The organism is Pelagibacterium xiamenense, assembly GCF_021166475.1.
In the GTDB taxonomy this organism is placed as follows: domain Bacteria; phylum Pseudomonadota; class Alphaproteobacteria; order Rhizobiales; family Devosiaceae; genus Pelagibacterium; species Pelagibacterium xiamenense.
In genome coordinates, this window is record NZ_JAJOYS010000001.1 from 274,263 (window position 1) to 295,534 (window position 21,272).

General features: G+C 63.7%; 21 protein-coding genes and 1 tRNA gene. 14 read left to right on the plus strand and 8 right to left on the minus strand.

Annotated elements, in window-relative coordinates; translation table 11 throughout:
* Nucleotides 1-6: 6 nt before the first annotated feature.
* The 4 genes from LSG43_RS01400 to LSG43_RS01415 form a co-directional block, all read right to left on the minus strand.
* A complete protein-coding gene (locus LSG43_RS01400; RefSeq protein ID WP_231800655.1) occupies nt 7-621 on the minus strand; it encodes a ribonuclease D in 615 nt (204 codons plus the stop codon).
* Between the two features lie 410 nt (nt 622-1,031).
* A tRNA-Leu gene (locus LSG43_RS01405) sits at nt 1,032-1,118 on the minus strand.
* Between the two features lie 115 nt (nt 1,119-1,233).
* Nucleotides 1,234-3,216: a PhoX family protein gene (locus LSG43_RS01410; protein WP_231800658.1), complete on the minus strand. Its 1,983-nt coding sequence runs from the start codon at nt 3,214-3,216 to the stop codon at nt 1,234-1,236.
* Nucleotides 3,217-3,455: 239 nt separating this feature from the next.
* Entirely contained in the window at nt 3,456-4,775 is a 1,320-nt protein-coding gene (locus LSG43_RS01415) for a PQQ-dependent sugar dehydrogenase (protein WP_231800660.1), read from the minus strand.
* 246 nt (nt 4,776-5,021) lie between these two features.
* On the opposite strand from LSG43_RS01415, the gene LSG43_RS01420 reads away from it, so the two are divergent.
* The 11 genes from LSG43_RS01420 (at nt 5,022) to LSG43_RS01470 (ending at nt 16,423) form a co-directional block, all read left to right on the plus strand.
* Nucleotides 5,022-6,005, plus strand: coding sequence for a complex I NDUFA9 subunit family protein (locus tag LSG43_RS01420; protein ID WP_231800662.1), 984 nt, complete (start codon nt 5,022-5,024; stop codon nt 6,003-6,005).
* 173 nt (nt 6,006-6,178) lie between these two features.
* Nucleotides 6,179-6,859: a glutathione S-transferase family protein gene (locus LSG43_RS01425; protein WP_231800664.1), complete on the plus strand. Its 681-nt coding sequence runs from the start codon at nt 6,179-6,181 to the stop codon at nt 6,857-6,859.
* On the plus strand, nt 6,856-7,977 hold the full coding sequence (queG, locus tag LSG43_RS01430) for a tRNA epoxyqueuosine(34) reductase QueG (RefSeq protein WP_231800666.1): 1,122 nt from the start codon (nt 6,856-6,858) through the stop codon (nt 7,975-7,977). Before LSG43_RS01425 ends, queG begins: the two co-directional genes overlap by 4 nt.
* Entirely contained in the window at nt 7,965-8,864 is a 900-nt protein-coding gene (locus LSG43_RS01435) for a Rossmann-fold NAD(P)-binding domain-containing protein (RefSeq protein ID WP_231800687.1), read from the plus strand. Before queG ends, LSG43_RS01435 begins: the two co-directional genes overlap by 13 nt.
* A gap of 33 nt (nt 8,865-8,897) precedes the next feature.
* The gene (gene rbfA / locus LSG43_RS01440) at nt 8,898-9,311 is read left to right on the plus strand and encodes a 30S ribosome-binding factor RbfA (protein ID WP_231800690.1); all 414 of its coding nucleotides are present in this window, start codon (nt 8,898-8,900) and stop codon (nt 9,309-9,311) included.
* Between the two features lie 13 nt (nt 9,312-9,324).
* Nucleotides 9,325-10,236 (plus strand): tRNA pseudouridine(55) synthase TruB, encoded by a 912-nt coding sequence (gene truB, locus LSG43_RS01445; protein WP_231800692.1) that lies wholly within the window; start codon nt 9,325-9,327, stop codon nt 10,234-10,236.
* 241 nt (nt 10,237-10,477) lie between these two features.
* The gene (locus LSG43_RS01450; protein WP_231800693.1) at nt 10,478-12,127 is read left to right on the plus strand and encodes a sensor histidine kinase; all 1,650 of its coding nucleotides are present in this window, start codon (nt 10,478-10,480) and stop codon (nt 12,125-12,127) included.
* A 151-nt stretch (nt 12,128-12,278) separates the two neighbouring features.
* On the plus strand, nt 12,279-12,548 hold the full coding sequence (rpsO, locus tag LSG43_RS01455) for a 30S ribosomal protein S15 (protein ID WP_231800695.1): 270 nt from the start codon (nt 12,279-12,281) through the stop codon (nt 12,546-12,548).
* 293 nt (nt 12,549-12,841) lie between these two features.
* On the plus strand, nt 12,842-14,974 hold the full coding sequence (gene pnp / locus LSG43_RS01460; protein ID WP_231800698.1) for a polyribonucleotide nucleotidyltransferase: 2,133 nt from the start codon (nt 12,842-12,844) through the stop codon (nt 14,972-14,974).
* A gap of 139 nt (nt 14,975-15,113) precedes the next feature.
* Nucleotides 15,114-15,554 (plus strand): YciI family protein, encoded by a 441-nt coding sequence (locus LSG43_RS01465; protein ID WP_231800701.1) that lies wholly within the window; start codon nt 15,114-15,116, stop codon nt 15,552-15,554.
* A gap of 74 nt (nt 15,555-15,628) precedes the next feature.
* Nucleotides 15,629-16,423 carry an alpha/beta fold hydrolase gene (locus LSG43_RS01470; protein ID WP_231800702.1) on the plus strand — a complete coding sequence of 265 codons (795 nt, stop codon included), beginning with the start codon at nt 15,629-15,631 and terminating at the stop codon, nt 16,421-16,423.
* A gap of 412 nt (nt 16,424-16,835) precedes the next feature.
* Here LSG43_RS01470 and LSG43_RS01475 read toward each other — a convergent pair whose 3' ends face one another.
* Nucleotides 16,836-17,849 (minus strand): 2-hydroxyacid dehydrogenase, encoded by a 1,014-nt coding sequence (locus LSG43_RS01475; protein WP_369412435.1) that lies wholly within the window; start codon nt 17,847-17,849, stop codon nt 16,836-16,838.
* 198 nt (nt 17,850-18,047) lie between these two features.
* Between LSG43_RS01475 and LSG43_RS01480 the strand changes: the two genes are divergently transcribed.
* Nucleotides 18,048-18,599 carry an SH3 domain-containing protein gene (locus tag LSG43_RS01480; protein ID WP_231800703.1) on the plus strand — a complete coding sequence of 184 codons (552 nt, stop codon included), beginning with the start codon at nt 18,048-18,050 and terminating at the stop codon, nt 18,597-18,599.
* On the opposite strand, the gene irrA is transcribed toward LSG43_RS01480, so the two are convergent.
* Nucleotides 18,596-19,039, minus strand: a complete 444-nt coding sequence (gene irrA / locus LSG43_RS01485) for an iron response transcriptional regulator IrrA (RefSeq protein ID WP_304622641.1) — start codon at nt 19,037-19,039, stop codon at nt 18,596-18,598. The two genes, LSG43_RS01480 and irrA, sit on opposite strands and share 4 nt — an antisense overlap.
* Before the next feature lie 334 nt (nt 19,040-19,373).
* Here irrA and hpf point away from each other — a divergent pair, with 334 nt between their 5' ends.
* Both hpf and ptsN read left to right on the plus strand, forming a co-directional pair.
* Nucleotides 19,374-19,940, plus strand: a complete 567-nt coding sequence (gene hpf, locus LSG43_RS01490; RefSeq protein WP_231800711.1) for a ribosome hibernation-promoting factor, HPF/YfiA family — start codon at nt 19,374-19,376, stop codon at nt 19,938-19,940.
* 48 nt (nt 19,941-19,988) lie between these two features.
* On the plus strand, nt 19,989-20,456 hold the full coding sequence (gene ptsN, locus LSG43_RS01495) for a PTS IIA-like nitrogen regulatory protein PtsN (protein ID WP_231800718.1): 468 nt from the start codon (nt 19,989-19,991) through the stop codon (nt 20,454-20,456).
* Between the two features lie 76 nt (nt 20,457-20,532).
* Here ptsN and LSG43_RS01500 read toward each other — a convergent pair whose 3' ends face one another.
* Together LSG43_RS01500 and LSG43_RS01505 are read right to left on the minus strand one after the other, a co-directional pair.
* The gene (locus tag LSG43_RS01500) at nt 20,533-20,835 is read right to left on the minus strand and encodes a DUF1150 family protein (protein WP_231800725.1); all 303 of its coding nucleotides are present in this window, start codon (nt 20,833-20,835) and stop codon (nt 20,533-20,535) included.
* Nucleotides 20,836-20,848: 13 nt separating this feature from the next.
* Nucleotides 20,849-21,271, minus strand: a complete 423-nt coding sequence (locus tag LSG43_RS01505; protein WP_231800727.1) for an Hsp20 family protein — start codon at nt 21,269-21,271, stop codon at nt 20,849-20,851.
* Between the last annotated feature and the right edge of the window lies 1 nt (nt 21,272).

Here is a 21,272-nt window from a genome sequence, read left to right on the forward strand (position 1 = left end):
TGCCCTCTAGCTGTGGGCGAAGATGTCGATTTCTGGCCAGCCGGCGAGATCGAGCTTCGCGCGCGTGGGCAGGAAGTCGAAACAGGCTTGCGCCATCTCCGCGCGGCCCTCGCGGGTCAGCATGCGGTCGAGATGACGGCGCATGTCGTGGAGGTAGAGAACGTCCGAGGCGGCGTAGTCGAGCTGCGCCTGGCTCAGTGTATCCGCGCCCCAGTCCGAGCTTTGCTGTTGCTTGCTCATGTCGATGCCCAAAAGCTCGCGCGCGAGATCCTTGAGCCCGTGCCGGTCGGTGTAGGTCCGCACCAGCCGCGAAGCGATCTTGGTGCAATAGGCCGGTTGCGGCATCACACCAAACGCATTGTAGAGCGCGGCCATGTCGAAGCGCGCGAAATGGAAAAGCTTGGTCACGCTTTCGTCGCCAAGGAGCTTTTTGATGTTCGGTGCATCGGTTTGCCCGGGCGTGATCTGGACGACGTCCGCGGTTCCGTCCCCCGGTGAGAGCTGAATGACGCACAGCCTGTCGCGGGCCGGATTGAGTCCCATCGTTTCGGTATCGACGGCTACTTGCCGTCCATAACGCGAAAGGTCGGGCAAATCGCCCTTGTGCAGTCTAACGCTCATCGCTCTCTCTTGTTCTTGCAGTGCCCGCGGGGCCAGTCCGGCCGATCAGAGGCTGTGATGCCACAGCCGGGCGCCGGTGCAAAGGGCGAACTGACCTTGCAAGCTCAGTTCGCAAGAACGCCCAACACCGCCGCCTTGGCAACCGCCTGTGCGGCGGTGGCCGCCTTGAGGCGCCGTCTCGCGCTCGCGATATGCTTCTGGATGGTATCGGACCGACGTTCCGAGCTTGAAGGCAATCACGTGTGCCGCTCGTGATCTCTGGTGGGAATCGCAGGGTCGGCGATCACCCCGATGCCGGCGACCAGCGGGCCGCGCTGCTTGAGCGGATGCTTACGCCGTCGCCCCAACCCGCGTCCCTTCCGGGACGGCGAACCGAACCCGGCGCCGGCCGATCATTATCGAAGAAGGATTGGTGCCCAGAAGAAGACTCGAACTTCCACTCCCATACGGGAACTAGCACCTGAAGCTAGCGCGTCTACCAATTCCGCCATCTGGGCAATGGTGGACGTAGTTAGTGACAGCGGGGCGCTTTGTCAATCGCTCTATGGGCCCGGCCCGCGCTTTTGCAAAGGCCGCCGCGCTTGTACGCGGCGGCCATGCCGTTAAGCGGTATTAGACGCCGATCTTGCCGCCGTCGGCCTTGGTGATGGCCACCACCGACGGACGCACCGGCATGGCGGGATCGAAATCCGGCCAGCGGGTCGAGAGGTCCTCGTAGTAAGACGGCCGGCCGTGACCTTCCCAGTCCTCTCCGCCGTCAGCCGGGTGCTGCACCGCAACGAAGAAGGTCGTGAGGTCGGGCGTAGGTTGGGGGCCGCACATTTCCGCACCCACTGGCACGCGATAGAAGAGCTTCGACGTGCCTCGCGCCTCACCCTCTGTATCCACCGCCCAGAGCCCGTCGGTGCGGCCCGTATCGGACGGCGAGTTGCCGTCAGTGGACACCCAGAGCCGCCCGTCGCTGTCGACCGCCGCGTTGTCGGGCATGCCGAACCAGCCGTTTTCGCTCGTTTCGGTGGAGAACGTCGCGCCGACCTCGGCGATCGAGGGATCGCCGCACTGCAGCAGCACTTCCCAGGTCCCCGTCGTCGCCGCGAAATCGCCATCGGCCTCGATGATTTCGATGATGTGCCCGAAGGCGTTCTCGGCACGGGGGTTGGCGGCGTCGATCTGGTCTTCGGTGCGGCGCGTATTGTTGGTCAGCATCACATAGACGCGGCCATTGGTCCCGTTGGGCTGGATGTCCTCGGGGCGGTCCATCTTGGTCGCGCCCAGAAGGTCGGCGGCACGGCGCGTTTCGATGATGACGTCGGCCTGGCTCGCGAACCCGTTCTCTTCGGTGAGCGGACCTTCACCGTAAACGACCGGCAGCCATTCCATCGAGCCGTCTTCGGCAAAGCGGGCAACATAGAGCGTGCCTTCGTCCAGAAGGTCCATGTTGGCGGCGCGGTCGTCCGGGTTGTAGGTGCCGGCGGTTACGAACTTGTAGACATAGTCGAAGCGCTCGTCGTCGCCCGAATAGAACACCACACGCCCGTCCGGTGCGACGATGGATTCGGCACCCTCATGCTTGAACCGGCCAAGCGCGGTGCGCTTCTTGGGCACAGAATTGGGATCGAACGGATCGACCTCAACCACATAGCCGAACCGGTTCATCTCGTTGGGCTCCTTGGAGACGTCGAACCGGTCGTGGAAGTTGGCCCACTCGTACCAGCCGCCGGGCGCGCCAAGCCGCTCGTAGTTTGCGGCTTCCGGGTGGCCTTCGGGCAGTTCGCCGGAAAAATAGCCGTGGAAGTTCTCTTCCGCCATGAGGTAAGTGCCCCAGGGTGTCGTGCCCCCGGCACAATTGTTGAGCGTGCCGCGCACGCGCGTGCCGGTATCGTCCTCGCTCGTCTTCAAACGGTCATGGCCGGCGGCCGGTCCGGTGATTTCCATTTCCGTCTCGCCTGTGATGCGGCGATTGTACTGGCTGTCGCGCACGTGTTCCCACTTGCCGTCCACCTTGCGGATCTCGGCAACGGTGCCGCCGTGGGCCATCAGTTCGATATTGACCTGCTCTTCGGACAGCGGGCCCTGCACGACCTCCTCGCCTTCAACCGTGATGAGACCGGGGAACATCAGGTGCGGGTTGGTGTATTCGTGATTGACGAGCAACAGCCCGTGCTCGGACGAACCCTCGAGCGGGACATAGCCGACGAAGTCGTTGTTGTAGCCGAACTGACCCGCCTGCGCGGCGGCGGTCTGGTTTTCCGGATCGAACGCCGGTGCGTCCGCAAGAACCGGATCGCCCCAGCGGAACAGAATGTCGGCGTTGTAGCCCTCGGCCACGTGATGGTCCGCGTCAACGCCGGCGGTGACCTCCGCGAAGTTGAACGCCGAGCCTTCCTGCGCGTGCGCTTTTTCGGCGGTCATCAACGCCAGCGGGCTGACGGTCGCCGCGATTGCGGTGGTCGCGAGCGAACCCTTCAGAAATCCGCGGCGGGAGAACCGGCGCGAAATCAGCTCGCCCATCGTCGGATTGTCCGAGGGATTGGTGGGGTCGAATTCGGCGTGTTCGAGCCCTTGTGTCTTGAATGTCGGAGTTTGGTCATTCATGGCCGTCCATCCTTGAAAAAGAAGAAACGGCTCTAGCGGTTGAGTGAGGCCTGTCCCCCTAGAGCACGCAATCAAGGGCGCCACCGTCACTTGAACAGGCCACGGAACAAAAGCCCGCCCGGCCGCCAATGACTGGAGAAACGCCCTGCGCGCACGCTAAGGCCGGCGTATTGCAATGTTATGACGTTACGGAAGCTGCGGAACCCGGGAGCTTCGGGTTCCGCGTGCGCTGTCGTGCCTCAGGCGTTTGTGACGCGCCACACGACGTCGCCGACATCGTCCACAGCGAGGAGCGCGCCATCCTTGGCGATTGTCACCCCGACCGGACGGCCGTTCGACGTCTTTTCGTCCGGCGCGAGGAAGCCCGTAAGAATGTCGATCGGTCGGCCGGTGGGCTTGCCGTTCTCGAACGGCACGAGCACAACCTTGTAGCCGCTCAGCTTCGAGCGGTTCCACGAGCCATGCTGCCCGATCACCATGCCGGCGGGCAACCCGTTGAGGGTATTTTCGGGCAGCCAGCACAGCCCGAGCGAGGCCGTATGCCCGCCAAGGGCATAGTCCGGCTGCGTCGCGGTAGCGACGAGCTCGGGATTGGGAGGGGTTACCCGGTCGTCCACCGTCTGGCCCCAGTAGCAATAAGGCCACCCGTAAAATCCGCCATCCTTGACCGAGGTGAGATAGTCGGGCGGCGTTTCGTCCCCCAGCCCGTCACGTTCATTGACAACGGTCCACAGCTGGCCGCCGTGCTGGTCCCAGGCCATGCCGACAGGGTTGCGCAGTCCCGAAGCGAAGATACGATGGGCGTTGGTTTCGAGGTCGAGCTCGTGGATGCAGGCGCGATCCTCTTCGGCCGCGAGCCCCTGATCCGCAATATTGCTCAGCGATCCGACGGCGACATAGAGCTTCTTGCCGTCCGGGCTCGGGATGATATTGCGTGTCCAATGCCCCCCAGGCTTGAGATCCATGAGCTTTGTGCCCGGCGCCGTGATCTTGGTCTGCCCCTCCTCATAGGGGAAGGCGACGACGCTGTCGGCATTGCCGACATAAAAGGTGTTTCCAACAAGGGCCATGCCGAAGGGCTGGCTGAGATTTTCGAGGAAGGCCTCGCGGATCTCGGGCACCCCGTCACCGTCGGCATCGCGCAGAAGCGTGATTCGGTTGGCGCTGGGCCGCGTCGCGCCCGCGCGCGTCATAACGCGGTTCATCACGTAGTTGTACGCACCGGTTACCGGCGCGGGCAGCGTCGAGGATTCCGCGACGAGCACATCGCCATTGGGCAGCACATAGGCCCACCGGGGATGTTGGAGTTTGGTCGCGAAGGCGGTGACCTTGAGCCCGGGCGCGGTATCGGGCACCGCGCCGTCGCGCCAGCCCATGGCCGTGGGCATTTTGAGCGTCGGTACGCCGCCCTGGGGGCGCGGTTCGGGGATTTGCGGGCTCGTGCCGAACGCCGGTGCATAATCCACCGGGTGCAGCCAGCGTCTCCTGATGTAAAAACCTGCAACCCCGAGCGCGAGGACGACGAGAATAACTAAAATAACAGTGCCAACGGCGCCCATGGCCAAGCCTCCCAAACAGCGCATTACAACGTTGCGCCCTTTGTGGGGTAAGCCGCGCCGAAGCGCAACCCGGGGCTGCCGCTCAGGCGCGCCAGTGGTGATAGGGCGTTTGCTGCCACCCGCGACGATTGGCGCCCGCTTCCCGCCCCGCTTGGGGTTGAAAGCGATTGAAAGCGCCGGCACGCGCGGCTAAAACCCGTTGCGAAAGCAGTTTTTGACCCTCGGCAAGAAGCGGGACACCTCACGATGGACAAGCGCGGCGGCAAGCTCGTCACCATTTTCGGCGGATCGGGCTTTATTGGCACCCAATTGACCCAGGAACTGGCCCGGCGCGGCTATCGCATCCGCGTGGCCGTACGCCGGCCCGACCTTGCCGGGCACGTCCGCATGTTTGGCTTCCCCGGTCAGATCCAGCCGGTTCAGGCCAATCTGCGCTATCCCGAATCGGTCAAGGCAGCTGTCGCCGGATCGGACGTCGTCATCAACCTCGTGGGCATCCTTTTTGAAAAGGGTAAGCAACGCTTTCGCCTGATCCAGACCCAGGGCGCAAAATACGTCGCCGAGGCGGCGCGCGATGCCGGTGTCGCGCGGCTCATCCACATGTCCGCGCTCGGCGCCGACGCGGAATCGCCCTCGGCCTATGCGCGCTCCAAGGCGCTCGGCGAGGCCGAAGTGTTCAATGCCTTTCCCGATGCCATCGTCATCCGTCCCTCGGTTGTTTTCGGACAGGACGACGGGTTTTTGAACCTTTTCGGATTTATTGCACGGCTGTTCCCTGTGATGCCGCTGATCCACGGGGACACGCGCTTCCAGCCCGTCTATGTGTCCGACGTGGCCCGCGCCTATGCGTTGGCCGTCGAAGGTAGCGTAAAGTCCGGCAAGGTCTACGAACTCGGCGGCCCGGACATCGAAACCATGCGCGACCTGATCGCGAGGGTTCTGCGCGAAACCCAGCGCAAGCGCCCGGTTCTCCCCGTTCCTGCTGGCCTCGCGAAGATGGGTGCAAGCGTCATGGCGTTCCTGCCCAGGCCGCTCCTGACCCCGGACCAGGTCGTCCAGCTCGGCATCGACAATGTCGTGTCCGAAGAGGCGATCCGGCAAAAGCGCACCTTCGCCGCCTTCGGCATCGAGCCCACCGGCATGGACGCGGTGCTTCCGTCCTACATGTGGCGCTTCCGCAAGCATGGCGAATTCGACCGTCACGGGGACAACGCCCTGGGCGTGCACTAGCCTTAATCTCCGGTTAACCGGTCCGATCGGATTGCGAGGATCGAAGGGCGCCCGGCACAAAAAGACCTTGATCCGGGCGCAGTTTCGCTTCCTAACTTGGCAGAAGGCCACCATGGCGCCGGAGAAATCCGGCGCCATGCGAACCTTTTGTCCGATTGGATCATTCACCCGCCATGCCAACGATACTGCACCACAAGCTCGACCCCGCCTCCCGCCTGATCCGGCTCATGCTCGCCGAATACGGCGTCAAAGCGGAGCTCGTCGACACCTCGCCCTGGCGGCGCGATCCCGATTTCCTCGATATCAATCCAGCCGCTTCCGTGCCGGTCATGCTCGACGAGCCGTTTCCGCCGGTGATCGGCGTATTGGCCTCGATCGCTCATATCGAAGCCAATTTCGGCCCCGACGGCCCGGTGGAATCCTTGCTGCCCGAAAGCCCCTCCGAGCGCGCGGAAACCTGGCGGCTTGTCGAGTGGGTGCTGTTGAAGCTCAACAGCGAAGTGACCGGCTACCTGCTTGAGGAAAAGCTCATCAAGCGCGAATTGCGCTCCGGAGCGCCCGACCCGGCTGTCATCCGCATCGCCAAGGCCAATTTGGGCGAACACCTTGCCTATTTCTCCTGGCTTGTCGCGACCCGGCACTGGCTTGCGGGCGACAATATGACGCTCGCGGACTTCGCGCTGGCTTCCCATTTTTCGACGCTCGACTATATGGGTGATATAGACTGGGAAAAGGCGGGCGACGCCAAGGATTGGTACGCGCGGATCAAGTCCCGTCCCGCCTTCAGAACCCTGTTGGCCGACCGCGTGGTCGGCATGCCGGCGGCCAAAAGTTACGCGGACCTCGATTTTTGAGCGCTGAGCGCGAACGTGTCGTCTCCGAACTGCAGACCCGTGCCAAAGCCTTGGGTTTTGACGCGTTCGGCATCGCTGCTGCCGACGCGCGCCCCGACCTTGGGGAAAAGCTTGAATCCGCCATCGCGCAGGGCTGGCACGGCGATATGGACTGGCTGGCCGAAACCAAAGTCCGCCGAGCCGACCCTCGGGTGCTCTGGCCAGATGCCAAATCGGTGATCCTGCTCGGCATCAACTACGGACCCCATGAGGATCCTATGGATCGCCTCAAGGACAAGGGGCTCGGCAACATATCGGTCTATGCCCAGTCGCGCGACTATCACGATGTGGTCAAAGGCAAATTGAAGGAACTCGCCGGGCTGTTGGCCCGCCGCGCCGACGCCGAGGTCAAGGTCTTCGTCGACACCGCGCCCATTATGGAGAAGCCCCTCGCCGAGGCCGCCGGAATTGGCTGGCAGGGCAAGCATTCGGTGCTCGTCTCGCGCGAATTCGGCTCGTGGCTGTTTCTGGGCGCCATTCTTACCAATGCCGAGTTGCCCGCCAGCGCGCCGCACGCCGAAAGCTGCGGCAGCTGTACCCGGTGTCTCGACGTGTGTCCCACCGACGCCTTTCCGGCGCCCTTCCGGCTGGACGCGCGTAAATGCCTTGCCTACCTCAACAACGAGCACAAGGGCCAGATCCCGCTGCAATATCGCAAGCCCATGGGTAACCGGGTATTCGGCTGCGACGATTGCCTTGCGGTATGTCCGTGGAATAAATTCGCATCGAGAGCGCGCGAAACCCGGCTGCAGGCGAAAAACGCACTTGCTCATACACGTTTGGCTGACCTTCTTGCGCTCGATGACGCGGCGTTTCGCACGTTTTTTGCCGGGACGCCGGTGAAGCGGCTGGGTTCGGCCCGGTTCTTGCGCAATTGTCTTGTCGCGGCGGGCAATTCTGGCGATTCGGGGCTGGTCGGGCTGGTCTCCGGGCATCTGGAGCACGAAAGCCCGCTCGTGCGTGGCATGGCGGTCTGGGCCGCGCGGCAGCTGGCCCCCGAGGCAACGCTCGCCGGGCTCCGTCGACGTCACGTGGAAATCGAAACCGACAGCGAGGTAATGGCTGAATGGACGATGTGAGCCTTTTCGTTTTCGGCGCCGGTTTTGCGGCCTCAGCCGCAATCGACGCGCTAAGGAGCGCGCGTCCGGGAGCGCGCGTTTCTGCGACGACACGCGATGCCGGCAAATTGAGACTGCTTGCATCCCGGGGTATCCATGCGCATCTGTTCGACGGTGAAACCCCCGGTGCCACATTGCTGCCCGACCTCGAAAGGGCGACCCATCTGCTGGTGTCGATAGGACCCGATGCCAAAGGCGATCCGGCCTTGCGCGAACACGCCTCCCATATCGAAGCGGCTCGGCGCCTCGAATGGATCGGCTATTATTCGACCATTGGCGTTTACGGCGATTCAGGAGGGGACTGGATCGACGAAACAGCGCCGACGCCCGCGACGAACCCGCGCATCGCCCGGCGGCTCGAGGCTGAAACGCTGTGGTCGGAACTGGCGAACACCAAGAATATCCCGCTCGCGATCATGCGCCTTGCGGGGATCTACGGCCCGGGGCGTTCGGCCTTTGACAAGTTGCGCGCGGGCACGGCACACCGGATCAACAAACCCGGACAGGTCTTCAACCGCATCCACACCACCGATATCGGTGAAATGACCGCCCGCGCGGCGCTGCGGCAGCTTGGCGGCGTCTACAACCTGACCGATGATGATCCCGCGCCACCCCAGGACGTCGTCGCCTACGCGGCAGACCTGCTCGGCATCGACCCGCCGCCCGAAATCCCGTTCGAGACAGCGCAAATGAGCGACATGGCGCGGTCGTTCTACGCCAACACAAAACGCGTATCGGGTGGCAAGATCAGAAAGGCGCTGGGATACGAGCTCGCCTATCCCGATTATCGCGCCGGGCTCGAGGCAATATTGAAAACCGAGGGTGTCCGCGTGCCGGCAAACGATTGACGCACACCCCGTTGCATCCTAAATGGCGCGGCCATGGCAAAACGTTCCAAAACTTCGGCTCCCTCCCAACGCATGCTGCGCGTCGGCGAACTCGTCCGCCACGAGATCGCGGCACTGCTTTCGCGCGGGGAGATCATCGACGATCTCCTTGAGACCGTGACGGTCACCGTGCCCGAAGTGCGCATGACCCCCGATCTCAAGATCGCCAATGTTTACGTGATGCCGCTCGGCGGCGAAAACGCCGAAGATGTGGCCGATGCGCTCAACGCCCACGCGCGCTTCATCCGCGGGCGCGTCACGCCTGCACTCGACCTTAAATATGCGCCCGAATTCCGCTTTTTCGTCGACAAGACGTTCGACGAATTCGGCAAGATCGACGCGCTTTTGAAGTCCGAGCGCGTCCAGCGCGACCTCGGACCGCGCGACGACGAAGAAAACGACCAATAGCGAAAGGCGCTTCGTGACCGACGGCACCAAAAAGCGCGTCAAGCGCGATCTGTCCGGCTGGCTTGTGTTCAACAAGCCTTACGACATGTCCTCGACCGAGGCCGTTGGCAAGCTGCGCTGGCTTTTCGGGGCCAGGAAGGCCGGTCACGCCGGAACCCTCGACCCCCTCGCAACCGGCGTTCTACCCATCGCATTCGGCGAGGCGACAAAAACGGTCCCCATGGTCCAGGACGGCACCAAGGTCTATCGGTTCGACATCGTTTGGGGGTCCCAGACCACGACCGACGATGTCGAAGGCGAAGTCGTCGCCACCTCGGACGTGCGCCCCGATACCGATGCGCTTCTCGCCGCCCTGCCGCGCTTTACCGGCGTCATCACCCAGGTTCCCCCAGCTTTTTCCGCGATCAAGATCAAGGGCGAACGAGCCTACGATCTCGCCCGCGCCGGCGCGAAGCTCGACATGCCGCCGCGCGAGGTCGAGATTGACGCCATCGAGGTGATCGCAAACGATGCGACCCGCGCCACGCTCTCTGTCACCTGCGCCAAAGGCACCTATGTCCGCGCTCTTGCCCGCGATATCGCCGAAGCACTGGGTACGAAGGGCCATGTCGGTGCCCTGCACCGCGCCCGGGTCGGCGCGTTCTCGGACGCCGATGCTGTGAGCCTCGAAACGCTCGAGGCCGCCGGTGCCGAACGCGACGCTATTCTGCTGCCGGTCGCCGCCGGCCTCGCCGCGCTTCCTGAGATCCGCGTCGACGCCAGCCAGGCCGGCGTCCTGCGCCGCGGCAATCCGGTGCTGTTGACCGGCCGGGATGCGCCTGTGGCGCTCGATGAGGCCTGGGCCAGCCAGCGCGGTCAGGCGGTCGCAATCGGCTATGTCGAAAAAGGTCAGTTCAAGCCCCGGCGCGTGATATTGTCCCGGTAAGTGCCATCGCGCCCACGGATTGCCCGAATCGGGTAATAGTCAAGGCTCCAGTCGGTGCCTCCTTGCACCGCCGTTTGCGGACAAGTGTGACCGCGCTGCACTTTACCCGTCCCGGGCTCCGGGCTAAGCCTCAAAAAAGATAAGGGCAGGCGGCAATGCACGGCCCGCAAGAACGGCCACATTCCACATGACCCACCCCGCCGCGAACCGCAAAGACCGAACGCCCTCCCGACCGCGGGCGATGCCCATTCTCAACTATCTCACCATCCTCGTTCTGGTGATCGTTCTCCCGGTCCTGACCTTTGCCGGCGTCCTGATCCAACGCCACAACGAGGCGCAGGAAGACACCGTCGAAACCTTTACCGTCGCCACCACGCGCTCGGTGATGCAGGCCGTCGAGCGCGAAATCTCCGGCATGATCACCACTTTGCGGGTCCTCATGACCTCCGAATCCCTGGTCGACGGCAATCTCGCGCGGTTCCACGCACATGCCCAGGACGCGCTCGCGGGGACCGGTGCCAACCTCATCGTCATCAACCGCGCCTACGAGCAGCTCCTCAACACGCGGGTCAGTTTTGGCGAGCCGCTCGGCCTGATGTCCGACCCCGAATCGGCAAACCGGTCCTTTGAAAGTCCCGACGCGATCGTTTCGGACCTTTTTTGGGGCGAAACGGCAGCGGACTGGGTTTTCAACGTCATGCTGCGCCGGCCCAACGCCGAGCCGGCCGACCACGTCGTCATTCTCACCCAGGCTGCGGCGAATTTATCCAACGCGCTTTTGACCCGCGAATTGCCGGAGGGCTGGCATGTCGCGCTTGTGGACAGCGACAATCGCGTCATTTCCGCCTCCCGGGAATCGGCCGTCGTCGGCGAACCGTTCTTCCTGCCATTGCTACACACAGAGGGCGCCTCGCGCCGGTGGAACGCGCGGACTATCGGCGGGGAAGACTACATGACCATTACGCAAGGCTCGATCCTGGCGGGTTGGTACGTCGTGGCCTGGGCCCCCGTGTCGGTCGTCACCGGCCCTTTGCGGGTCACGCTCGTCTGGCTGGTTTTCGGCGGCCTCGCGATTGCAGGGCTTGCGGCCTTCGCCGCCGCCGTCGTCGCTCGCCAGATCGCTCGCTCGGTGCGCGGGCTGGCGCGCCAGGCCCGGCGGCTCGGGGCGGGCGAAACCGTCGATCCCGTCGCCTATCCGGTCTATGAGATCGCCCAGGTGTCCGAGGCGCTGTTCGAGGCCGCCGAGAGGCGGAAAAAAGCCGAGGCCGAAGCTCGCTTCCTGATGCGCGAACTCGCCCATCGCTCCAAGAACCAGCTCACCGTCATCTCCGCGATGGCCAAGCAGACCGCCCATGGCACGGAGTCCGTCTCGCAATTTGTCGAGAGCTTCCAGAACCGGATTTATGGGCTCGCGCGCTCGACCGACCTGCTCCTTGCCCACGGCACCGGGGGGATCGAGCTGCGCGATTTGTTCAAAACCCAGATCGATCCGTTCCGTCCCGAAGACCCCGCCCGCGTCCACAAGACCGGCCCGGTTGTCCGTCTCAACGTGCAGGCCGCGCAGGTGCTGGGCATGGCCGCGCACGAAATGGCCACCAACGCGGCGAAATACGGCGCCTTTTCAGGTCCGGGGGGACGGCTGCGGGTCAACTGGGAATTCAAGGACGACGGCAGACTGCACATCTCGTGGCGCGAATTCGTGCCCGACTTCGCGACGCCGGGGGACGGCAAGGGGTTCGGGACGGTCGTGCTCAAGACGATGGTGGCCGGTTCGCTCGGCGCCGATGTCGAACGCATGGTCCACGAAGACGGCATCGAATGGGTCTTTGCCATCCCCCGCGAGAGCCTCGACCCCCAGCGCGAGCAGGCCGGGATTGAGGACGACGACTAGTTCCGGGGCGAAGAAATTTCTTCTCATATCGACGTAATTGCCCTATAGGGGGCGCCAACCGGCGGCATTTCGGCTTGCCGGAGAGGCCATACCTGGACGGCATCCCGGCTATGGCGGCTTTTCCTTCACCCGATCTCGAAAGGATGACCCGATGTCGATTACGCCAGAGCGCAAGGCCGCACTGATCAAGGAATACGCGACCAAAGACGGTGACACCGGTTCGCCGGAGGTCCAGGTCGCGATTTTGACCGAGCGGATCAACAATCTGACCGATCACTTCAAGACCCACGCCAAGGACAACCACTCCCGGCGGGGCCTTCTGAAGCTCGTTTCGACCCGCCGCAGCCTGCTTGACTACGTCAAGCGCGGCGACCAGGCGCGGTACCAGAGCCTCATCGAACGGCTCGGCATCCGCCGCTAGGATCGACTTCGAAGATGCGGCGCCCTCAAAAGCGCCGCATCTTTGCTTTTCCCCAGCCCCCAAAGAGCGGGGATAACTCTGGGGATAACCCGCGCCTTGAGGTCGTGTGCCCCAAGGCTTAATCCGACGGCCATGCGGCCCATCTGGGGCATGGCAGGATCGCCGGAAGCTTCGATTGCCGGAGCCTCTCGCCGTCTTGTCCATGTTCCAAAAAGGCCGCCGGCCCTGCGCTGGACTTCCTGCGGGCCAAAATGCCCGCCACCCGGCGCACAAAGAGGAACTGGAATAGAAAAATGTCTCTCAATTTCGATTATCACAAGGTCGAGCTCGATTGGGGCGGCCAGCCGCTGACCCTTGAGACCGGCAAGGTCGCCCGTCAGGCCGACGGCGCCGTCGTGGCCACGCTGGGCGAAACCGTGGTGCTTGCCACCGCCGTTTCGGCCAAGGAACCCAAGGCCGGCATCGACTTCTTCCCGCTGACGGTCAACTACCAGGAAAAATACTTCGCCGCCGGCAAGATCCCGGGCGGCTATTTCAAGCGCGAAGGGCGCCCGACCGAGGCTGAAACCCTGACCTCGCGCCTGATCGATCGTCCCATCCGCCCGCTTTTCCCCGCCGGGTACAAGAACGAGACCCAGGTCGTCATCACCGTGCTCCAGCATGACATGGAGAACGAGCCTGACGTCCTCGCCATGGTCGCCGCCTCTGCCGCCCTTACCATTTCGGGCATCCCGTTCATGGGTCCGATTGGCGCGGCGCGCGTTGGCTATATCGACGGCGAATATGTGCTCAATACGCCCATCGACAAGCGGTCGGATTCCAAACTCGACCTCGTCATGGCCGGCACCGCCGACGCCGTGTTGATGGTGGAGTCCGAAGCCCAGGAGCTCTCCGAAGAGGTGATGCTGGGCGCCGTGATGTTCGGCCACCAGCAGAGCCAGAAGGTGATCGAGGCGATCATCAAGCTTGCCGAACTGGCCGCCAAGGACCCGCGCGATTTCGAGCCGGTGGACAATTCCGCTCTCGAAAACGAAATGCTCGCCTTCATCGAAAACGATCTGCGCGCAGCCTACAAGATCACCACCAAGGAAGAGCGTTACGCCGCCGTGGACGCGGCCAAGGCCAAGGTCAAGGCGCACTTCCTGCCCGAAGAGGAAGAATCCAAATACACCCCCGAGCAGGTCGGCGCGGTCTTCAAGTCGCTCCAGGCCAAGATCGTCCGCTGGAACATTCTCGACACCAAGACCCGTATCGACGGTCGTGATCTTGAAACGGTCCGCGGTATCGAGGCCGCGGTTGGCGTTCTGCCGCGCACCCACGGTTCTGCGCTCTTCACGCGCGGCGAAACCCAGGCGCTTGTGGTTGCGACACTCGGGACCGGCGAAGACGAGCAGTTCATCGATTCGCTCGAAGGCACCTACAAGCAGAACTTCCTGCTGCACTACAACTTCCCGCCCTATTCGGTCGGTGAAGCCGGCCGCATGGGTTCGCCCGGCCGCCGCGAGATCGGCCACGGCAAGCTCGCCTGGCGCGCGATCAATCCCGTGCGTCCCTCCGTCGAGGAATTCCCCTATACCCTGCGCGTCGTCTCCGAGATCACCGAATCCAACGGCTCGTCCTCCATGGCGACCGTTTGCGGGACCTCGCTGGCGCTCATGGATGCCGGCGTGCCGATGAAGAAGGCCGTCGCGGGCATCGCGATGGGTCTCATCCTCGAGGGCGACAAGTTCGCCGTCCTCTCGGACATCCTCGGCGACGAGGATCACCTGGGCGACATGGACTTCAAGGTCGCCGGCACCTATGACGGCGTCACCTCGCTCCAGATGGACATCAAGATCGCCGGCATCACCGAAGAGATCATGAAGATCGCGCTCGGGCAGGCCAAGGAAGGCCGGACGCACATCCTGGGCGAAATGGCCAAGGCCATCGACACGGCGCGTTCGGAAGTGGGCGAATTCGCCCCGCGCATCGAGACGCTCAAGATCCCGACCGACAAGATCCGTGAAGTCATCGGCACCGGCGGCAAGGTGATCCGCGAGATCGTCGAGAAGACCGGCGCCAAGATCAACATCGAGGACGATGGCACCGTCAAGGTCGCTTCTTCGGACGGCAAGGCCATCGACGCGGCCATCAAGTGGATCAAGTCGATCACCGACGAGCCGGAAGTGGGCGAAATCTACCAGGGCACCGTCGTCAAGACGGCCGATTTCGGCGCCTTCGTCAACTTCTTCGGCGCCCGTGACGGCCTCGTGCACATCTCCCAGCTCGCCGAACACCGCGTGGGCAAGACCACCGACATCGTCAAGGAAGGCGACAAGGTCTGGGTCAAGCTGCTGGGCTTTGACGAGCGCGGCAAGGTCCGCCTTTCGATGAAGGTCGTCGATCAGGAGACCGGCAAGGAAGTCGAGAAGGAAGACGCCGAATAAGGCGAGAGCTTCCGTTTCCCGATTGCAGAACCCGGCGTCCAGGCGCCGGGTTTTTTTGTTTGCGTGACGGTTTGACAGTCCTATTGTTCGCGTCGACACTCCAGCCGCACGGGCGACCCCCGCCCGAAGGGAGTAAACAATGCGCTTCATGGTGATGATCAAGGCGTCCGCAGAGACCGAGGCGGGCGTGATGCCGACCGACGAGCAATTGCTCGAAATGGGCAGGTACAACGAGGAACTGGTCCAAGCGGGCGTCATGAAGGACGGCGCCGGGCTGCACCCGACCTCGAAGGGCGCGCGGATCGTCATGAAGGATGGCGAGATGCTCGTCACCGATGGCCCCTTCGCCGAGACCAAGGAAGTGATCGCCGGCTTCTGGATCTGGGAATGCGCGTCGCTCCAAGAAGCCCTCGAATGGCTCAAGAAATGCCCTGCGAGCCCCGGCCAGACCGACTACGAAATCCGTCAGGTTTTCGAGCTCGAGGATTTCGTCCAGGGCGAAGGCATCGACCAGCACAAGAAAGTCGCACAACAGATGGATGAGCAGGGCCTCGAGAGTCAGACGGCCTACCGGAAATAGTGCCGCGTTCTGTCGGTACGGCGATCCCTGCTGCGTCCTTAAGGTGCAACCGTTGCAACAAGGGAGAGCACCAGATGCCCACGGTCACATCGAAAGACGGCACGCCGATCGGCTATGAAACCTACGGCTCCGGCCCAGCGATTGTCGTCGTCGCCGGCGCCACCCAATACCGGGCCGTCGATCAGGCCTCGCCCGAACTCGCAAAGCGCCTTGCCGATGCCGGGTTCACCGTTGCCCTTTTTGACCGCCGCGGACGCGGGGAGAGCGGCGACACGCGCCCATATGCCGTGATGCGCGAGGTCGAGGACATCGAGGCCGTCATCGACGCGCTCGGCGGCAAGGCGAGCCTTTACGGCATGTCCTCGGGCGCCGTATTGGCTACCGAGGCCGCGGCCGCGCTGGGCGCGAAAGTCGAAAGGCTCGTTTGCTACGAGCCGCCGATCGACGAATCGCAATCGCGCGAACAGGCCTTCGCCGAACTCGCCGAAATGGAAGCGCTGCAGGCCAGGGGCGACGGCGCTGGGGCGATGGAAACCTTCATGAGCGCCGTCGGTATGCCCGAAGAGCAGTTGGCAGGCTTCAAAGCCTCCCCTGCATGGCCCGCATTCGCGGCCGTCGGCGGCACCATCGCCCACGACTATCGCGTCATGGCCGAGGCGACCAAAGGCGATATGAACGCCCGCTGGGCGGGGGTTACTCAACCGGCGCTTGTGGTCAATGGCGATGCGAGCTTCGATTTCATGGCTGCCGGAGCCGACCGTGCCGCCGCCGCGCTCCCCAACGCCACCCGCAAGACGCTTGCCGGGCAGGGCCACGGCCCGGATGTCGATGCCATCGCGCCGGTGTTGGTGCAGTTCCTGAGGGCGTGATCCACGAACTGCATTGTGCGGCATGCCTATTCGTCCGGCGGCCCTTGGGTCCCGGTGTCAAACAGCGTGGACGGTATGCGGCGAGACGATGCCTCATACTGAATATAAAATAGCGAGACACGCCTCGCCGCATACGTCCGGGATTTTTGGCTTGGCGTCCGCTCGGGCTGGGGCCAATCCCCGCCAGGTTTCCCCGGTGACCACAGGATCGCTGTGGCTGGCCTCGGTGACGTTCGGACCTCCGCTGGGACGACTCCCATCGGACCCGGACCGGTCCCGCCCAAACGTTCGTTGCGCCTGCGCCCATAAAAGCGGGTCCGTAACGCGCATCATAGGCGAGGTTTGAGAGGCGGGGATAAGTTTGCGCCAAGGCGCTGAGATGAAAGGGGCCTCAGGCCCCCTGCACCCGTTCTCAGGCATTTGTCCCCAGCCGCCCCTCGGGCAGAACCCGGTGCGGCGGGGTGTGGCCGTCGAGGAAGGTGCGGATGTTGACGATGACCGTCTCGCCCATCTCGATGCGGCCCTCGAGCGTTGCCGAGCCCATATGCGGAGTGAGGACCACCTTGTTCTCGCGCGCAAGCGCCAGAAGCTGGGGATTGACCCCTTTCTTGTGCTCGAACACATCGAGCGCCGCGCCCAGCAGATGTCCCGAGGCGATCAACTCGGCGAGCGCGGCTTCATCGACCAGTTCGGGCCGCGCGATATTGACGACGACCGCACCCTTTTTCATGCGCTTCAGCCGTTCGGCCGAGAGGATGTTGTAGGTTTCCCGCGTGTGCGGCGTGTGCAGCGAGACGATATCGACATGCGCCAGCATCTCCTCGACCGACGCCCAATACCGCGCGTTCAACGCCTCCTCGACCTGTGGCGGCTTGCGCGTGCGCCCGCAATAGTGGATTTCGAGCCCGAAGGCCCGTGCCCGGCGCGCCACAGCCGTGCCGATGCGGCCCAGCCCCACGATCCCGAGAGCCTTGCCACCAATGCGCTGACCCAGCATCCAGGTCGGCGCCCAGCCCGGCCACGTGCCGTCCTTCAATAGCACCCGCGCACCCTCGGCGAGCCGGCGCGGGATCGCAAGAATGAGGGCCATCGCCATGTCCGCGGTGTCCTCGGTGAGCACGGAGGGGGTATTGGTGACCGTGATCCCGGCCCCGTGCGCCGCCTCGACATCGATATTGTCGAACCCGTTGCCGAACTGCGCGATGAGCTTGAGCGACGGCGGCAGCGCGGCGATGAGCCCAGCATCGATCCTGTCGGTGATCGAAGAGACAAGAACATCGGCCTGCCGCGCCTGGCCGATCAGCACCTCGGCGGAAAGCGGAACGTCGGTTTCGTTGAATTCGGCGTCGAACAGCGCCGCCATCCGCTCCTGGATCGGTGCGGGCAGGCGCCGCGTAACGACGACTTTGGGCCGCGCGCGCGTCACACGATCACCATTTTTTCGCCCTACCGCTCGCGCCCGACGCGATACCGGACGAACGGATGGTTTCGTTCCCTGATGTCGCGTTTTTGCGCGTCACGAGCGGTCCTTTCAGTGACCGTTAACAACGGTGCAGTACTCCAATAGAAAAAATCCGCCGGGCTGGAAAGCCCCGGCGGCTGCGTAACCGGTGAGCATTCCAAGTTGTCCAGCCTCCGCCGTCAGTTCCAGGCCACTCTTTGCTCCCTTCTCGCCCTGGCCGCGCTTGCGGGCGCGGCAAGCGCCCAGCAGACCGGGCCGGTAACCGGCCTGCCCATGCCGCGCTTCGTCTCGGTCGGCGCCGCGCCGGTCAACGTGCGCGTCGGGCCGGGGACCAATTACGACATCGCCTGGGTGTTCGTGCGCCCCAACGTACCGGTCGAGATCGTCCAGGAATTCGACACCTGGCGCAAGATTCGCGACGTCGACGGCGCCGAGGGCTGGGTGCACCAGAGTCTCGTCGTCGGCGCCCGCACCGCGCTCGTCACCCCCTGGGCGGCGGAGGGCACGACGGCGCTTCTCGGCGACGAAAGCAGCGACGCCCCCGTGCGCGCATGGCTGAGCCCGGGCATGATGGTCCGGCTTGAAAGCTGCACGGGCAGCTATTGCGCCGTCGCCCTTGATCACACCGACGCCGAGGGGCACTCCCGCAGCTATGCGGGCTACGTTGCCCAGAACGCGATCTGGGGCGCCTATGAGGGCGAGGTGTTCGACTAGCCGTGGGTCTTCTTGACCCGCACGATCACGTCCACATGCGTGATCGCCATGCCGTCCGGCGCGTCCGGGAGGCCCGAGATCCGGATCGATTCGGACGGAATATCCTCGATCCGCTCCTCGTCCTCGATATAGAAATGGTGATGGTCGGTCGTGTCGGTATCGAAATAGGACCGCGCCGCATCGACGGAAATTTCCCTCAACAGCCCCGCCTGCCGGAACTGGTGCAGCGAATTGTAGATGGTCGCGAGCGACACCTGCACACCCGCCTCGGCGGCTTCCGAATGCAGCTGCTCGGCGTTCACATGCCGGTGTTCCCCGGAAAACAGCAGTTCCGCAAGCGCCAGGCGCTGCCGGGTCGGCCGCAATCCGGCCATGCGGAGCACCGCCATCAGGCACGGCCCGCGGGAGGCCTCGGCGGCGGTTTTTTGGGGAGACGTCATCAGGTGTGAGGGTTCCGGGCTTCTTGGTGCATGACCAAACTATAGTCAGCCGCACAGCCCTATACAAGCATTGTGACAGCCGAACCCATTGCACGCCGCGGCTTTGCGCCCCGGAGCAGCCACCGTCCGGCGTTCGCGGGCACTGCGCCGAGCGCGCACCCTCATTTGCCGACGCGGATAATAACGAGCGGGTTTTGCGATGTCACCAGAGGATTTGCACACCCGCGGGGCCAATCCGATTGCCTTGCCCCCGGCAGCGGGTCTAGACTCGGCTGTTGCAGAGCACGGGATCTTGACCCCGCGCCCGTCACACGAACCAACCCGAGAGGCAACCATGAGCTTGCGTGTATCCGGTAAAAACATGGACGTTGGCGAATCCCTGCGCACCACGGCCGAGGACCATATCGATGCGGTGGTGGGCAAGTATTTCGACGGAGGTTATGACGGGCAATTGACGCTCGAACCCGAAGGCATCGGGTTCCGTGCCGATTGCATGGTGCATCTCGATACCGGCGTTGTGCTCTCCGCCAGCGCTACGGCGAACGATGCCACTTCGGCCTATGAAACGATGGCCGCGCACATCGAAAAGCGGCTGCGGCGCTACAAGCGCAAGCTCAAGAACCATCGGCGGAATGCGAACGGCACCGACGCCGGCTACGCCGATTACGTCATCGCGTTTTCCGACGACGAGATCGAACTCGACGAGAACGACGCGCCCCCCGTGATCGCGGAAACGACCCAGAGCCTCAGGACGATGAGCGTCGGTGAGGCGGTTATGGAGCTCGATTTGTCGCAGTCTGACGTAATCGTGTTCCGCCACGCTGGACATGGCGGCATGAATGTGGTTTACCGCCGGGCCGATGGCAACATTGGTTGGATCGATCCGGCCCTTTCCAATTGACGAAGGGCGATGACGTCCCCCACGAACAGCACCTAAAGGCTTCTTTTCATGGAACTTGCTGACATTCTGTCGCAGGAATCGGTGATTCCGTGCGCAAAGGTCGCATCCAAACGACAGCTCCTCCAGCTTCTGGCCGAAAAGGCATCGGCGCGTGTTGGGGTCGATGCTCAGGTCATCTTCGATACGCTTTTGAGCCGCGAACAGCTCGGATCGACCGGTCTGGGCAACGGGATCGCGATCCCGCACGGCAAGATCAAGGGGCTCTCCGGCGTCACGGCGGTTTTCGCGCGTCTCGCCGAGCCGATCGATTTCGACGCCGTGGACGACCAGCCCGTCGACCTCGTCGTGATGCTGCTGGCGCCGGAGGGGTCGGGCGCCGATCACCTCAAGGCCCTGAGCAAGGTCGCCCGTCTCCTGCGCTCCGAAGGCATCCTCGACCGCCTGCGCGCGACCAAGGACGAGGCCAAGCTGCGCGAGATCCTGACGACCCCGCTCGAGACGATCCACGCGGCCTGATCGGGCTCACCCGGACAAAAAAAGCGCCATCCCGCTCGCGCAGGATGGCGTTTTCACGTTTCGGTGCGCGCGGGCGCTAGTGCAGGGTGGCGAGGGTCACCTCGTGCCCGTCGATCCAGTCCTGCACGGCTTCGCGCGTATCTGCGATCAGAACCGGCGCGCCGTCGGCGGACATCAAAAGCTCCAGTTCCTGCTCGGCCGGAGCCGCGCCCGCTTGCGGGACGAATTCGGCGAGATCGCCGGCATTCATCCGGCGCCAGAAGACGATGTCGCCGGCGCCCAGCGCGGCAAACTGTTCGGCGGTCAGGAACTTGAGAGGCTCGGCGGCGCGACCCAGCCGGGTGTCGTCAAACGTCCGCTTTTCGTCTGGTTTGTTCATAACTCTACCTCCTTCACTCGACCGGCCGGATTTCAATGCGGCGAGTCACAGGTTCGGCCTGGGGCCGATGGACGGTTACGACAAGGAGGCCGTTTTCAAGGTCGGCACCCTCGACGCGCATGCCGTCGGCAAGCAGGAAGGTGCGCTGAAACTGTCGTGCGGCAATTCCGCGATGCAGATAGTCCCGCGCACCATCATCGGTTTGCCGGCCGCGTACGATCAGTTGATTATCCTCCGCAATCACTTCCAAGTCGTTACGAGCGAAACCTGCCACGGCGATTGAGATGAGATAGGTCTCACCGCCGTTCTGGGGGCCGGTGCGCTCGATATTGTAGGGAGGATAGCCTTCCGTAGCCCGGGAAAGCCGGTCGAAGCGCTCTTCGAAGGCCTCGAAGCCCAGCACGAAAGGCGCAGAGAAAAGCGAAACGCGCGACATA